We start from the raw sequence: 16,012 nt of genomic DNA, 5'->3' as shown, positions 1-16,012 counted from the left end.
AACGGATACCTTCTTCCCCTGGGGAGGGGCTTTGTTGAATAAATCAAATTTTTAACAAAGCCTTTCGGGAGAGGGGCAGGGAAGAGGGAAGAAATGAGCCTAAGCCTTTTGGGTGGAAGTTGTATACCATTTTTCCCCTATGATGATTTGTTCCCACCATACGTTCATTTGAGCTTCGTTCATTTCTTGCCATGGAACAGGGTGCAATACTAATGCATCTGCCATTCGTTTTGATAACTCATAGATACCCAGGCGTTTGGGGAGAGATTCTTTTTCCCATGCAGAAATTGCTTGTTGGAAATCATCGTATTGCTTGAGGTGTTCACTAAGACTCAGTGCATCCTGAATCGCCAAGGACGCACCATTTCCGACATGAGGCCGTAAGACTGCGCTTGCATCACCCAATAAAAGCGCTCCTTGAGTTATAAAGCGATTGACACTGACATCCACAATTTTTTGCATAAAAGGACTGGGGGTATCGAAAATAACTTGTGCTGCAATCTCAGGCAATTGATCCCGGGCTAATTGATGTAGATGTTGTTTCGCTTGCATAGAAAAGTCATTTATAGTGGTTGAACCTAAATTTTCTAGGTCTTTATGCGTTAATTTTTCATAAAATACCCAGTTTAATTTATTGGTTTGATGGTGATATACCGAATAAGTTAATAAGTGGCCCTTATCAAAACAGTAGTATAGTGCTTGGTCGTTGAAAAGGTTTTTATTTTTTATCCGCTCAAACTCCACGGTCCCTCGCCATGCAACATAACCTGAATATTCTGGCAGTGTATTGGCGATCAACGTTCTGCCTATAGATTGCACCCCATCGGCAAATACAATCAAATCAAAGCGTTGTGTTTCCCCAGACGCCAAAGTAATTTGGCCAGCCTGTTCATCAAGTTGTACCGCGATGACTTTAACTCCTTGACGATAGATAGAATCAGGGATCCTTTTTCTGAAGTTGATAAATAAAGTGTCCCAATGCAAACTGGCCATGGAAATTTCCTGTTGCCATAAAAATTTCCCATGAACTGGTTCATTCGCCGTTTTGCAATAAAAACTACGCTTCGTCAAGGTATGGGCTAATGTGTCTTGATCAATAAGATTTTGGGCAATTAAATTATTTAATAATTCAATAGAAAGTGTAATTCCTGCTCCGCGAGACTTTAAATCATGTGCTCGCTCAAAAACCGTGACTTCAAACTGATCTTTCAATAATAAGGCCAAGGCACAACCTGCTATAGACCCTCCAATAATAGCGACTTTCAATGTAATCCCTTCTAAGAAATTGAATGAATGTGAGGGATTATATAAAGTAACCCAACAAAATCAATAAAGACCGATTAAACGCACCGGTGCTTCAGTTAAATCAGCAATTTCATGGGTAAACCCATACTTTAGGCACCTTTAGCGGATAGTCTTGTCGCATTAAAAATATTCTCAACAATTTAGGGATGGACGTGTAAGAGATCCCGGAAGTTCTGCCCGAATAGAAATGCTTTCTGGTGAGGTTTTCGTTATCGGGATACCAGGTGGTGGGGGATACAGTAAATTGTCTTCAGTTTGTTGGGCAGTAAGTCTCATTGACTGTTGGCTAAGGAAAAACGATTTAATACCCTCACCCTAACTCTCTCCCGCAAGCGGAAGAGGGGATCTACTTTTTTGTTTTATTCCTTCCTTCTTTGGGGATCTTTAATTTTATTTGTTTTTTATCCCCTCGCCCCTTTGGGGAGAGGGTTAGGGTGAGGGGGATAGCAATCCAGCTTAAAAATGAGCCACAAAACGCAGTATCCCGTTAGTGCCTTGAGCTCGATTTCTGGCATCTTGTTCGGAATACACATTTAAAAAGACAAAGTGATTTTTGGATAGACTGTATACCATTCCTGGGCCAATCGCCCACACACTTTCTTTGCGGCCTGGAACCCCAACACCATTAACTAGGGTGTCAGTAATTTGATTGAAAAAGTAGCCATTTACGCCCACAGTTAGCTTTTCAATTAGTGCATAACCCACAGCAATGTCTGCAAAAACAGCTTGTCCTGCCTGAGTGGAATGAACATTGGGACCAAAGGACACATTAGGGCTATGATTCACACCATTCCACAGATAATGCAGTCGTGCGGAAGTGGACCATTTAGGTGTCATCCAAAAGGTAAAAGCCCAATAAGGATTTAAAGACCAAAAATGGCTGCTGGGATTAATCGCATTGATACTGCTGTATCGTCCAATGGGCATAATCACGTCTAGGTCCAGACGCATAACAAATAAAGGTCCTCTTCCATCTTTGCGCATAATCGGATCAAATTGCAGTGCAGGGCCGATCCACAAATCACCTGGACCACTCTCAGCTTTTAATACGGTATTGTCCAATCCATCACGTACCTTGGCGTTTACCACCCAGGGGAGGAGTGTGGATAAACCTAAGTTAGCGCCGAAAATTTTTTTTGTAGACACATAAATAAACTGGGTCACATTGGCAACAACGTCAAGATCGGTGCGGGGCAGAGGCAGTTCATTGCCATTTTTGTCGTTAAAACGATTCGCCGTGTAGTATTGAAAATAATCTTGGAAATAAAAACCGGGTCCTGAGGGCGGGCTTCCATCATAAAAACTGGTATAACCTAAATTTACAACGGGTTCATCATAAGCTAGGGCTGATGATGCGACTAATAGGATTGCTAAACTAAAGCAAGAATGCAGTATTCCTTTCCATTGCATAAAAACGCCCTTTCCGAATCGGTCCTTTGTTGAAGAATATACTTGCTCTATACCGCTAAAACCCAGTAGAACTTTATTTTGATGCCTACAGCGCAGGGGTTTAATTAATTAATAAAAGTATCTCCGATTTCTTCAAGAAGAACAATATAAAAAAATGACTTTTTCATAAAAATCAAAGAGTAAACGTTTGGATTTTGTGCAAAAATGGCATGTTTGTCATAAAAAACGAGTTATCTTATTTATCCAACATTAGTTGAAGTTATAATCACATAGTAAAATAATTTATCTGAACAATACTATACTAGTAAAAGGTGTATAACCCAGGACTAAATATGAAAGTGGTTGTAATTGTTATTGAACGACCTGGTTCAATAGTTAATGTGACGGTTACTTTTGATGATAATCCATTTGAATTACTCGATGAGTCGGATAAACCACAAAATGCAGATGAAGAACAAAAACAACTTATATCACTTGCTCAATCCATTGTCGCAAAAAAAATAGATGATCTAGACATAGATTTCGAACACTTTATCCCGGAGCAAAAACTACGAACACATGTTTTAATTTCAGGAAAAAAGGATGGTATATTACAAGTAAAGTATACTACTCCTTTCGGAATATCTCGTCTTGACACACCACCCAGTCTCGAAACAGCGCTTAAAAGCAAAACATCAACGGCAAAGTTGGCTAGTACTTATGGAGAGATTGGCGCTGAGCAAACATTGAGGCTGCCCAGAACCCCTGAAGACTTCCTTCAGATACTTCAAGGAGACAAACAAAGAGCAGCCACCGCTAAAAAACAACGAGATCTTGCCAAACAAAAAGAAGAGTTCCTTACTAAAGGGCCCATTAAATTTCCTGACCCTGCGGTGTTTCCAGCATCTATAAAGACAACAGCCGAAAAAGACATCGACTTGAAAAAGGCAGTCGAAAAATTGAGTGCGCTTTATGGAGAACAAAGCGAATTAAATTCAGTTCGTGAGCAAATAGGAACTGTTGAAACACAAATTGAGGAATTAGAGAAAGAATTAACTCAATTAAAAAAGAAAGAAGCTTCATTAAATGACACTATGAGCCAGGATACAGTGGTGTCATTTGCACAAAGTCATCTACAAACATCAAAAAGTGAATTAGAAAAAACACGAAAATTGCTTGAAATTACAGTATCCACTTTACGTACAAATTTATCTAAAGCAAAAAGCTCTTTTGAGAAACATGTTAAAAGTTACTATGGCCTATATGAAAAATATGAAAATGCGCAAGAGTTCACCAAACAAGTGATGCTTACTGCACTTTATAATGCAGCACTAGATAATTACAAAAAACTCCTTGAAGACACAAAAGGGAAACCAGAAGCGCGTAGAAAAATGGTCGAAGATTTCAATAAGCACTTTGGGGGGATTGCAATAATTGATGAATATGGCAAGGTCAATCCCATTGAAGAGACTTATAAATCTTTCGCAGATATAACGCTCTTAGAAGTCGAATCACTGGCTAACGAGGTAATAAAAGGTACCGAATCTAAATTTATTGAAACATGGTTAGCAAAGGCGAACACACATTGTGAAAATCAATATAAGCCGCATTTTAGTAATCTAATTTATAAAGATCAAAAACAAACGACTCCATTTATAATGGAGAAATCTTTCTCTATCTTTGGATCAGGGTCGCTGCAACAGATTAGCATAAATACAAAATTTGACACTGATCTAGACACCCCTATCCAAGCTGCATCAGCTCATACGAAATTAGACGCTGAGCGGTCAAAAATTCCAGATGAAAAGGCTATAGGCGTTTCACAGTCTCACCTTAAAACAGCACAAACTAAATTAACTGCACTAGAGCAAAAAGTTACAAATTTTCAGCGATATATAGCAATTAAAGCTGAGTTAGAAGCAAAAAAAGTATTAGCCTCAAATCAAAAGAAACAGATCGATGAAGTAACCGAGTCTTTTAACAAGGCGCGCGATTCTATTGCAAACCAAATTCAACACCTGCCTGCAGACGTTCAAAAACACGTGTTGCAGAATATTAAACCACAATTAGCGAAAGCTGTATTTAATCAGCTTTCTGAAACGAATAGAGAGTCTCTGATTAAAGTCTTACCCTGGTTAACAGCAATTCCTGAAGAATCAGACATCAAACTTGTTGCCCAAAAATATGAAGTATTATCTAAAGAAATTGCAACAGCAAGTAAGAACTTATCTCAAATAAAAGAAGAGGATATCCGGGGGGAGCAGTTAGATAATCTATTAGCTAAAGTTAAAGAAAGCGAGCTTGATGAGAGTACCTTGAATGAAGTCATAAAGCAGAGCGACTCCTATACCCAGGATGATTTATCTGTGGATTATTTAATATTTCAACAGCAATTAATTAATGCAAAGAAAATACTCGAAGAACAAATTCAAGACGTTGAGAAAAAATTGGAAATGCTAAACCAAGCCAATGTAAGTAAGGAGTGGTTAACGACATTTGAGGGCGAACGACGATCACTGATTGGCATAGTGTCCTCTTTTGATGATATCGAGTATCAACCCAATCAAACTGAGAAAAATAAAGAAGAATTACAACGCCTCACCCAATTGGCAATACGCTCGCATGAGAAAATACTTAGCGAATACCAACAAATTAATGAAAGGATAAAATCGTCACAAGAATCACAAACAGTCCAGCAGTCAGTGGTGTTAGAAACACCTCAACCAGTAATCTCAGAAAACACAGAACCCTCTCCACCACGCTCGAAGAAACAAATTAAACCACCACCACAAGGGACTTCTGAAACGCCACCAACTCCTAACAAGGGGGCACTGTCTCGTCGCAAGCCTGAATCAACGATAGAAACCAAAATTCGAGAGATTTATGATAAATATTTTGAACAAGTTAAAGCTGAAACTGAGAAGTTATCTCAAAAAGAACCTTTGAAATGGCAGGAACTTTTCAAAGAACATAAAAATCAAGAGGGGGATCTTGAAGATTTTAAAAAAGAATATATTAGAGATGAAGAAAGTAAAATTAAAGAAGAAAAAGCCGTTGATTCACTTAACGAGATAATTGATTTAATTGAAAAGACTGAGTGGAAGACAGGACTTTTCGGAAGTAAATCAAAAATTAAAATAAATGAAAAAGATACTAAGGTTCCCAATCATATTTATGAAATTTATCAACAAGCTAAAAAAGGTATACAAGAGCCTAAAGAGGCTGATCGTGCTATGAATGAAATAAATAAAATTGCGACAAGAGCAATTTCTTATTCGGATAAATTACAGTTTTTCAGAAAAAGAGACGAGCAAACTCAACAAGCATATGAAGCAATTGTCTCACATAGTAAACCTCGTTGATTGACCTTTAAAATTAATTTTTCTATATAAATCAATGAGTAATTCTCGTGAAAGTTGTTCAATAGAGTAATGTTTTGCCTTAAAAACGATGGCTTCGATTTTTCTTAATCCGTATATAGCTTTTTAGATTGAATCGAGCTTATTTTGTTCCGTTGGTACTATACTTGAAATATATGTATAAATTCAGGCTAATAACATGAAATCGGTTGTAGTTTCTATTGAACGACCTGGTAAATTTAAAGTTCTTCCAATCGTTGTTAATGTGGCTGTTACTTTTGATGATAATCCATTTGAATTTCTTGATGAACGTGATAAACCAGTGGCTACCACTAAAGAACTCGAACTCATTGCCCAATCGATTGTAGCCCAAAAGATAAATAGTGGAGAATTAAAGTTATACGATGGGCGACAGGAATTACGGACCCATGTTTTAATTTCAGGAAAAAAAGATGGTGCTTACCAAGTAGACTATACCGTATCTGATGGGATAGTGCGTCATGACATACCGCCTGTCGAACCCAATACATCTCCTAGTAAATCAATTCTTCAATCAGCACTTGAAGAGAAATATACAGCTGCACAGTGTAAAGTAAAAAGTACTTATGAAGAACTTGAAGAAAAGCAAACTTGGAAGCTTCCTGTTATTCCCGAAGCTATCTCTAATTTGATGCAAATGGATAAAGGGAGAGCTGCCAAGAATAAAAAAGAAAGAGATCTGGCTCAAGAAAAAGAAGATTTTCTTTCTAAAGGACCGAGAAAATTTCCTGACGCCGTTCCATTTCCAGCAGCTATAAAAATAATAAAAAAAGGAGATGTCTATCTGGAAGATGCGGTCAAAAAAATGAATGCGTTTTATGGAAAAAAGAGCTTATTGGAACCCACTCATAACCAAATAGCAATTATTGAACAAGCAATTGAAGGGTTAGAGCAACAATTAAGTAAATTAAAAAAGAGAGAAATTGCACTAAATGAGGTTATTAGTAAAGACCCACGTATTGCAACATTTTCACAAGACAATCTTCATACACCAAGAAAGGAATTACAAGAAACCCGAAGGTCACTTGAAAATAAAATATCCGCTTTAAGAGTCCAGTTATCTGCAGCAAAGAATTCTTTTGAGGAACATGTTAGTGATAAATATTCTCGATATACCAATTATGAAAATACGATGAAGTTTACCAAACAAGTAATACTAACTGCACTTTATAATGCGGCATTAGATTACTACAAACAAATCCTTGATGAAACAGAAGGAAATGTCGAGAAACGTAAAGCAAAGATAAAAGAATTCAATGAAAGTTTTGCAGGAATAGCAAAAATTGATGAATATGGCAAAGTCAATCCTATTGAAGAGACTTATAACAATTTTGCTAAGGACTCTCTCAAGGAAGTAGCCACATTTACGAATGAATTATTAAAAAAATGCAGTACAGGTATTTCATCCCGTAAAGTAGATGTTATTGAAGCACAGTTACAAAAGGCCAACCAACATTGTGTCGATGAATATAAGAAGCATTATGGTGACATGGCTTATACCGATGCAAAACAAAAAATGCCTTTTATCATGGAAAAGAATTTATTGAATCGACTAAAAAATATCAGCTTAAATGTGCAGTTTGAATCTAATTTAGAGTATGCCATCCAAGCAGCATCTGATCCTGATACTTTATCCGATGAGTGGTCAAAAATTCCGAAAGGAGACACTATAGTCGATCAGCGCTCGATCCTTGGAAAGGCTCATACCGACTTGACCGATCTCGATCATAAAGTCAAAAATTTTCAACGATATTTAGAACTTAAAGATGAATTAGAAGCAAAAAAAGCATTAGCTCTAGAGCAAAAACAGCAGATTGATGCAGCAAGTAAGTCTCTTGATACGGTACGCCAGTCCATTACAGGTCAAATTACCGGTAAGCCGGTGGACGTGCAAAAATATGTACTTGAGCATATTGATCCAAATTTGGCAAAATCTGTTTTTAACAGCCTTCCTAAAAAAGAGAGAGAAGACTTAAGAGGGGTCTTAGCCCTTGATAGGATAAATCCTGCTGAAAATGAGATCGATGCGCTAGCCCAAAAACATGAAACTTTAGCTACAGCACTTGCAACAGCAAAAGGGAGCTTATCTCAAATAAAAGAAGAAGATATTCAGGTTGATCAGTTAGAGAGACTTCGGTCTGCATTAAGTGAAGTTAAAAATAAGGCGCTTGATCAAAGGAAATTGGAGAAAGTCAGAGGTCATAGCAAATCCTATGCCGAGAATAATTTATTCGTCCAAGATTATTTAGCATTTAAAGTGCAACTAGAAGATGCAAAAGGAATACTAGCGAAACAAATTGCAGAAGCTAGGGAAAAATATGATGGGCTAAAAAAAGAAAATTTAAGCGAGAAGCAGTTATTATTTATCAATACGGTGTTAGTTGGTCTTGAACACATGGAGTCTTCTTTTAACGATATCGACTATCAACGAGATAAACCCCTTCAAAGTAGAGAAGAATTGCAACGCATTGCCAATATGGCAACCATCGAATATGATAAATTCCTTGTTGAGTTTGGACGATTGAATAAAGTTATCAAAGAAGCACAACGAGTAGCTCAGCAACCTGAGATATTCCCTGAGTCTAAGAGGAACAATGAACAACAAACACCATCTCCCCCCAGTATAATGAAGGAAGACGAGCCAAATGCTAAAAAGAGGAAATTAAATCCTAGAACGCCGCCACCAACAATAGAATTCAGAATTAGAGAGATTTACAAGGAATATGGCACAAAAGTCACGGAAGGGATTAAGAAACTAGAGTCAGATTTGCAAGATCAATCCATTTTGCGTCGCCTTTTTCAAGAACACAAAGCAGCAGAAAAGGGACAAACCTTAAATGACTTTAAACAAGCACATAGTTCAGAGCAAAAGAGTGTTATTCGAAATGAAAATGCTGTTATAGCAATTGGCGAGATAAAGAAGCTCATTGAAGATACCAAGTGGAAGGTAAAATTAGGACCTTTGACTGGAAAAGAAATTGAAGTGGATGGGGAGCCTAAAATAGTTCCCCCCCATATTTTTAAAATTTATCAAGAAGCTAAATTTGGAATGGCAGATCCCCGAAAAGCAGCCGAGGCGATGGAAAATATAAATCAGATTGCCACAAAAGCAAGCCCAGCCAATTTCTTTAAAAAATTAATGAGAGACGAACAAACTACAAAAGCCTACGAAACAATCATTGAGCAGAGTAATATTTTGAGTCGTGCGCCTTAACCTACTTATCAAGAGTTAGGTTGGAACAATGAAGTACTTTATAAATCCTCATACCCGTTTTATGGTTGAAAGATTGTTGAAAATTTGAACAAATCGTCCGCATTTAGATTGTTCCAAAACAACTTAACTGTATTTTATCCGGTTTCTTAGGTATTATTTTGAGGAGATTTTTTAAATAAAACATACAGGAGGTAACCATGTGGCGTAGAGGTTATGCAAACACTTTTATCGCTGTTTCATTGGCTTTATCGATTATTCCTTCTTTTTCCTCTGCAGCACAAATAGCTCATCTTCGCGGGCAACGTTATTGTGAGATTATTTACAGTAAAAATCTGATGGACTATGCTGTTTACAATACAATAGGGCTCAATGATTGCCCACCAGCGCTCTGGGATAAAATAACCCTTGAGGACGTGAAAAAAGAGGTGGGTTCCCCCCATGTCCATTTAAATGGTCCTCGTTACTGGATGATTGATGGAATGCAAAATTCTAATCTGGTGAGTACCAAGATTAAGAAATTTAATGGACTAGCCATGCGAGAAGCAGGCGTAATCCATATTAGTTTAAAGGACTTATTAGTAAATCCTGCTTATGAACAACGAAAAGTCGCTCGTAAAACAACGTGGATCTATGATGCTGGCAAGCCGGTTTATGAGCTTATCGATCCCCAAGGTAATGTATTTGTGATGCAATCTTTTAGTGTTCAAAAAATACCTCAAACGCAGCAATCCCTTGCTCAGCTGGGTTCAAAGCTTACTTTACCCAAGAATTGGAAATTCAAAATGGGGATTATTAAGAAGGATGAAACGGTACAAGCGATTGATAATATGGCTGTAGTGGTGCAAGATAATTTTTTAAACACTTATCAAAAAGCAACGCATGATCTGCTTACCGACAAAGGAATCTTATAATTAGCGATTGCAATGTATCGTAGTGTATAGGGCCAGTTTATCTCCACGCGAGAATTTCTGCTGATTTACGAGGCACCACCGGGGGGACACTTGCCGGAACACCTACAATAATTGGCGCAATTGCTGTGATATCAGAGGATAGATTTAGTTTTGTTTTCCACTCAGGGGTGTTGAGCGCGGAAACAGCAAGACCAATAACACAAGTGCCCAGTCCCTGGGCACAGGCAGTTAGCATTAAGTTTTCAGCAGCCAACCAACAATCGGCGGCCACAAAAGGGCCGTGGTATTTGCTATAAATAACAATGAGCGTACTCGCATTATAAAATGCATGAAAATCAGGATTATTCACGAGTTCTTGCAGATGCCTCATTTGTATTTTGGGATAATTATGGGCTTCAGTGTAAATCAAGGCTTTCACGCTGTTGGATAACTGATTTAAAGTGTCTTGGTCTTGAATGACCACAAAGGACCAAGGTTCCTCATGCATAGCAGTTGGCGCTTGAACTGCAGCATCAAGCAATGAGTTAATGACTGTTTTGTCTAGCTTATGTGGGGTATAATTACGTACAGCACGACGCTTATAAATTGCATCAATTTCACTCATGAGAGGTTTTTCTTCTTTAGTTTTTTTTGAAGTAGCCATAATTTCCTCCATTTAAACCCCCTAATTCATTATCACCGCTCTAAAAGATGATTAACCTCTGCTAGAGAATAGGGATGTTATTCAGGACATCAAATAATTCCTTTTATGGTTCTTAAAGTCTGGTTCATCTTCTTGCTTTGTCAAGTTCTGGAGGAACAACTCAATTCAGTATCTTGTCTCATAAGAGCAAGCACTATTAGGCAATTGGTATTCTAAATGAATAATATGACTGTAATCTTAAGATGGCGTTCTACAATTTCGGGCCGGATCATCCTGCTATATGGTAATGAAACAAAAAATCCGATAAATTAATTTTAGGAGAAAAATTTCATGTAAAAAAAGAAAAAGAGAATAAATGAAGACAGCGCTTAGTATATTTTTTTGTTTTTTATTATATTTTTTGATTAAAATTGAAGCGCTCCTGTCGATCAAGTTCTTTAATTTAATAATAAAAAACCGCAAATACACTGCCTCTATCTTAATTTTTTGCCAACTATTTAACATATCGGCTGTTGCCGCAGCCCCTTTTCTTCAATCTTCATCTTTGCCTGCGGCACCTCATGAGAAAGCTAATTCCCAAATTTCAAATTCATTAGATCCCCCCATTCCCTCAACTCAAAAAGAACGATTACCCAACTTGTCTTTAACAAATCAGGAGCTCGGAATAAGCGGTCCCTTGTCCTTCGGGGCAACCTACAGTGATTTAACCGGGACTTACTTGAATGCGCAATATGCTTTAGCTTTAAACGAACGGTTTGCGATGATGGCGCTGGGTGAATACGGTTCCGGGCAATATCGTTTGAGCGGTACTCTAGGCTATGGGTTTTCTCCTTTAACACAATTAAAATTAAGTGCTGAACGTTTAGACCAGCGCCTGCCTTTTCAATTTGATTCAGGAAACATTGATCAACGTATTCACCAAGATGCATACGGCCTTCGCGTGCAACATCAATTCGAACAACCTTTTTTACAGGCTTTAAATTTAGGCGGCTATTATGCACAAGCTGCAAATAAAAATTTGTCTCCACAAATATTTATTTCCAATGGATCTAATTGTGCGGGTAATCAGGCCGGTTTGACTTGCATTAATTATCGTTACATTGTCGGTGCAGCCAGTTCAGGAATGGATTTTGGTGCCGAAATTTTACTTACACCTTCTACATTGATCGAGGGTAATCTTTATTACGATCAGGTGAGATACAACACCAGGATGACTGATTTTTCTCCTAATGACCGCTATGGACTAGGTGGTGCAATTAAAATTAATCAATTATTGAGTAAGCACTTTAAGTGTTTTGGAGAAGCTTCTCTACGAGAAATTTACGACAACTATCAAGGCGGTATCAGCTGGTTATCTCCCATAAGAAATTCAGGAATTGAATTATCTCTATTTGGACAACATCTGGTTTCTCATAATGCAACACCTGACAATAATTCTGTCAGTTTAAAAATCAGTTGGCTTCCTGAGAGTAAAAAGCTCTATGAGAACCATTTCGAATGGGGGAATAAACAAGCCATTGAAGTAGGACAATGGGTAAAAAAACCTGCAATTTATATGGAACAGGTACTCGCTGTTGCAGAGCAGGTAACTCGTGTCTTGGCACCCGCTATTAAATCAATTGTGCTAAATCATGGCCCATTTAGTGGGGGAAATATAGTAACGATAACTGGCTCTAATTTTACAGAAGGGATGTTTGTGTTTATTGGCGGCCAACTGGCAACAGCGATAAGCGTTTTATCCACCACCACATTGACCGCTACTGTTCCTGCAGCTCAATCGACTTCCACAACAACCTTGACAGTTGATGTCGTCGTTGAAAATCCGGATGGACAAAAAGCTGCCCTAAGAAATGGCTACACTTATACGAGAAACCCAGCCCCCACAATTACAGGCTTGACCCCTAATCAAGGACCTGACACTGGGGGAACAACAGTTACAATAACAGGAAATAATCTAACTAATACAGAGAGTATAACTTTTGACGGGCTCAATGCAACAAATATAGTGGTCATAAATGATACAACTCTAACAGCTGTCACACCAAGTCATTCTCCAGGTTCTGTTGATGTTAGTGTAACGACAACCCTCGGCAACATTACTCTGACAAATGGTTATACATATATTTCTACATTGGCAAGTACTAATCCGGAAAATGCAATAAAAGATATTGGGCAAACAGCGATCTTCAGTACAATCGCTACTGGTGGAGTTACGCCTTACAGATATCAATGGCAGGTGAGTACGGATGGTGGATCGACCTTTAACAACGTCAGCACAGGAACGGGCGGTACCACGGCAAGCTATACTACGGCGTCACTGACCCTCAGTGATAACAACAATCGCTACCGAGTCGTGGTCAGTGATGCAACCAGTGCCAGCGTCACTACAGCTGCGGCCACCCTGACGGTGAACAGCACTCTAAGCAGCACCGATCCAGCCAATGCAACAAAAGATGTGGGGCAAACGGCAACATTCAGTACGACAGCAAGCGGTGGAACTACGCCATATTCCTATCAATGGCAGGTGAGTACGGATGGTGGATCGACCTTTAACAACGTCAGCACAGGAACGGGCGGCACCACGGCAAGCTATACTACGGCGTCACTGACCCTCAGTGATAACAACAATCGCTACCGAGTCGTGGTCAGTGATGCAACCAGTGCCAGCGTCACTACAGCTGCGGCCACCCTGACGGTGAACAGCACTCTAAGCAGCACCGATCCAGCCAATGCAACAAAAGATGTGGGGCAAACGGCAACATTCAGTACGACAGCAAGCGGTGGAACTACGCCATATTCCTATCAATGGCAGGTGAGTACGGATGGTGGATCGACCTTTAACAACGTCAGCACAGGAACGGGCGGTACCACGGCAAGCTATACTACGGCGTCACTGACCCTCAGTGATAACAACAATCGCTACCGAGTCCTGGTCAGTGATGCAACCAGTGCCAGCGTCACTACAGCTGCGGCCACCCTGACGGTAAACAGCACTCTAAGCAGCACCGATCCAGCCAATGCAACAAAAGATGTGGGGCAAACGGCAACATTCAGTACGACAGCAAGCGGTGGAACTACGCCATATTCCTATCAATGGCAGGTGAGTACGGATGGTGGAGCGACCTTTAACAACGTCAGCACAGGAACGGGCGGTACCACGGCAAGCTATACTACGGCGTCACTGACCCTCAGTGATAACAACAATCGCTACCGAGTCCTGGTCAGCGATGCAACCAGTGCCAGCGTCACTACAGCCGCCGCCACCCTGACGGTGAACAACACTCTAAGCAGCACCGATCCAGCCAATGCAACAAAAGATGTGGGGCAAACGGCAACATTCAGTACGACAGCAAGCGGTGGAACTACGCCATATTCCTATCAATGGCAGGTGAGTACGGATGGTGGAGCGACCTTTAACAACGTCAGCACAGGAACGGGCGGTACCACGGCAAGCTATACTACGGCGTCACTGACCCTCAGTGATAACAACAATCGCTACCGAGTCGTGGTCAGTGATGCAACCAGTGCCAGCGTCACTACAGCTGCGGCCACCCTGACGGTGAACAGCACTCTAAGCAGCACCGATCCAGCCAATGCAACAAAAGATGTGGGGCAAACGGCAACATTCAGTACGACAGCAAGCGGTGGAACTACGCCATATTCCTATCAATGGCAGGTGAGTACGGATGGTGGATCGACCTTTAACAACGTCAGCACAGGAACGGGCGGCACCACGGCAAGCTATACTACGGCGTCACTGACCCTCAGTGATAACAACAATCGCTACCGAGTCGTGGTCAGTGATGCAACCAGTGCCAGCGTCACTACAGCTGCGGCCACCCTGACGGTGAACAGCACTCTAAGCAGCACCGATCCAGCCAATGCAACAAAAGATGTGGGGCAAACGGCAACATTCAGTACGACAGCAAGCGGTGGAACTACGCCATATTCCTATCAATGGCAGGTGAGTACGGATGGTGGATCGACCTTTAACAACGTCAGCACAGGAACGGGCGGTACCACGGCAAGCTATACTACGGCGTCACTGACCCTCAGTGATAACAACAATCGCTACCGAGTCCTGGTCAGTGATGCAACCAGTGCCAGCGTCACTACAGCTGCGGCCACCCTGACGGTAAACAGCACTCTAAGCAGCACCGATCCAGCCAATGCAACAAAAGATGTGGGGCAAACGGCAACATTCAGTACGACAGCAAGCGGTGGAACTACGCCATATTCCTATCAATGGCAGGTGAGTACGGATGGTGGATCGACCTTTAACAACGTCAGCACAGGAACGGGCGGCACCACGGCAAGCTATACTACGGCGTCACTGACCCTCAGTGATAACAACAATCGCTACCGAGTCGTGGTCAGTGATGCAACCAGTGCCAGCGTCACTACAGCTGCGGCCACCCTGACGGTGAACAGCACTCTAAGCAGCACCGATCCAGCCAATGCAACAAAAGATGTGGGGCAAACGGCAACATTCAGTACGACAGCAAGCGGTGGAACTACGCCATATTCCTATCAATGGCAGGTGAGTACGGATGGTGGATCGACCTTTAACAACGTCAGCACAGGAACGGGCGGTACCACGGCAAGCTATACTACGGCGTCACTTACCCTGGGCAATAACAACAACCGTTACCGAGTCCTGGTCAGCGATGCAACCAGTGCCAGCGTCACTACAGCTGCGGCCATATTAACAGTGAATAGTGCCCTAAGTAGTACTAACCCAAGTGATGCTCTGAATATTTCTCCTGGCGCAACTGCAACTTTTAGTACCACAACGAGTGGCGGAACAACGCCTTATAGCTATCAATGGCAGGTGAGTAATGATGGCGGAGTGACCTTCAGCAATGTTACTACAGGGACAGGCGGCACAACATCAAGCTATACTACTCCTCCTATGTTCACTGCCGCTGAATATCGAGTAATTGTTACGGATACTGCAGGTGCAATAGTTACAACCAGCGCGGCTCTTTTAACTATTGCGAGTTCTTGAGACCAGCAGAAGAAGAGCGGCTTTTGATGTTGAGACTAAGATGCATGGATTGATATACCCAGAAAAAATGATCCTTCCTCAGCGGAAGAGGTCAATTTATGGATGCGGGTAAATCAATTAAATTGACTTCTAATATGAGATAAT

General features: G+C 40.6%; 7 protein-coding genes. 4 read left to right on the top strand and 3 right to left on the bottom strand.

The window, feature by feature from the left end:
* Nucleotides 1-99: 99 nt before the first annotated feature.
* Both ACF8MK_RS00765 and ACF8MK_RS00760 read right to left on the bottom strand, forming a co-directional pair.
* Complete coding sequence (locus ACF8MK_RS00765) at nt 100-1,266, bottom strand: FAD-dependent monooxygenase (protein WP_392537764.1); 1,167 nt, start codon at nt 1,264-1,266, stop codon at nt 100-102.
* Nucleotides 1,267-1,761: 495 nt separating this feature from the next.
* On the bottom strand, nt 1,762-2,715 hold the full coding sequence (locus ACF8MK_RS00760; RefSeq protein ID WP_392537763.1) for a transporter: 954 nt from the start codon (nt 2,713-2,715) through the stop codon (nt 1,762-1,764).
* Nucleotides 2,716-3,047: 332 nt separating this feature from the next.
* Here ACF8MK_RS00760 and ACF8MK_RS00755 point away from each other — a divergent pair, with 332 nt between their 5' ends.
* The 3 genes from ACF8MK_RS00755 (at nt 3,048) to ACF8MK_RS00745 (ending at nt 10,217) form a co-directional block, all read left to right on the top strand.
* Nucleotides 3,048-6,056, top strand: a complete 3,009-nt coding sequence (locus tag ACF8MK_RS00755) for a hypothetical protein (protein WP_392537762.1) — start codon at nt 3,048-3,050, stop codon at nt 6,054-6,056.
* A gap of 196 nt (nt 6,057-6,252) precedes the next feature.
* Nucleotides 6,253-9,306 (top strand): hypothetical protein, encoded by a 3,054-nt coding sequence (locus ACF8MK_RS00750; RefSeq protein ID WP_392537761.1) that lies wholly within the window; start codon nt 6,253-6,255, stop codon nt 9,304-9,306.
* Between the two features lie 197 nt (nt 9,307-9,503).
* The gene (locus ACF8MK_RS00745; protein ID WP_392537760.1) at nt 9,504-10,217 is read left to right on the top strand and encodes a hypothetical protein; all 714 of its coding nucleotides are present in this window, start codon (nt 9,504-9,506) and stop codon (nt 10,215-10,217) included.
* A 37-nt stretch (nt 10,218-10,254) separates the two neighbouring features.
* On the opposite strand, the gene ACF8MK_RS00740 is transcribed toward ACF8MK_RS00745, so the two are convergent.
* Nucleotides 10,255-10,860 carry a nitroreductase family protein gene (locus ACF8MK_RS00740; RefSeq protein WP_392537759.1) on the bottom strand — a complete coding sequence of 202 codons (606 nt, stop codon included), beginning with the start codon at nt 10,858-10,860 and terminating at the stop codon, nt 10,255-10,257.
* Nucleotides 10,861-11,215: 355 nt separating this feature from the next.
* Between ACF8MK_RS00740 and ACF8MK_RS00735 the strand changes: the two genes are divergently transcribed.
* A complete protein-coding gene (locus tag ACF8MK_RS00735; protein WP_392537758.1) occupies nt 11,216-15,868 on the top strand; it encodes an IPT/TIG domain-containing protein in 4,653 nt (1,550 codons plus the stop codon).
* Nucleotides 15,869-16,012: the final 144 nt, after the last annotated feature.

The sequence above is a fragment of the Legionella sp. 227 genome, assembly GCF_043161935.1.
Lineage (GTDB): Bacteria > Pseudomonadota > Gammaproteobacteria > Legionellales > Legionellaceae > Legionella > Legionella sheltonii.
Note: the sequence above shows the minus strand (reverse complement) of the source record. Positions and strands in the feature narration are given on the sequence as shown.

Bases quoted from the DNA above. Each gene is read 5' to 3' on its own strand.
- ACF8MK_RS00760 (WP_392537763.1), bottom strand. From the start codon at position 2,715: ATGCAATGGAAAGGAATACTGCATTCTTGCTTTAGTTTAGCAATCCTA.
- ACF8MK_RS00755 (WP_392537762.1), top strand. From the start codon at position 3,048: ATGAAAGTGGTTGTAATTGTTATTGAACGACCTGGTTCAATAGTTAAT.
- ACF8MK_RS00750 (WP_392537761.1), top strand. From the start codon at position 6,253: ATGAAATCGGTTGTAGTTTCTATTGAACGACCTGGTAAATTTAAAGTT.
- ACF8MK_RS00745 (WP_392537760.1), top strand. From the start codon at position 9,504: ATGTGGCGTAGAGGTTATGCAAACACTTTTATCGCTGTTTCATTGGCT.
- ACF8MK_RS00740 (WP_392537759.1), bottom strand. From the start codon at position 10,860: ATGGCTACTTCAAAAAAAACTAAAGAAGAAAAACCTCTCATGAGTGAA.
- ACF8MK_RS00735 (WP_392537758.1), top strand. From the start codon at position 11,216: ATGAAGACAGCGCTTAGTATATTTTTTTGTTTTTTATTATATTTTTTG.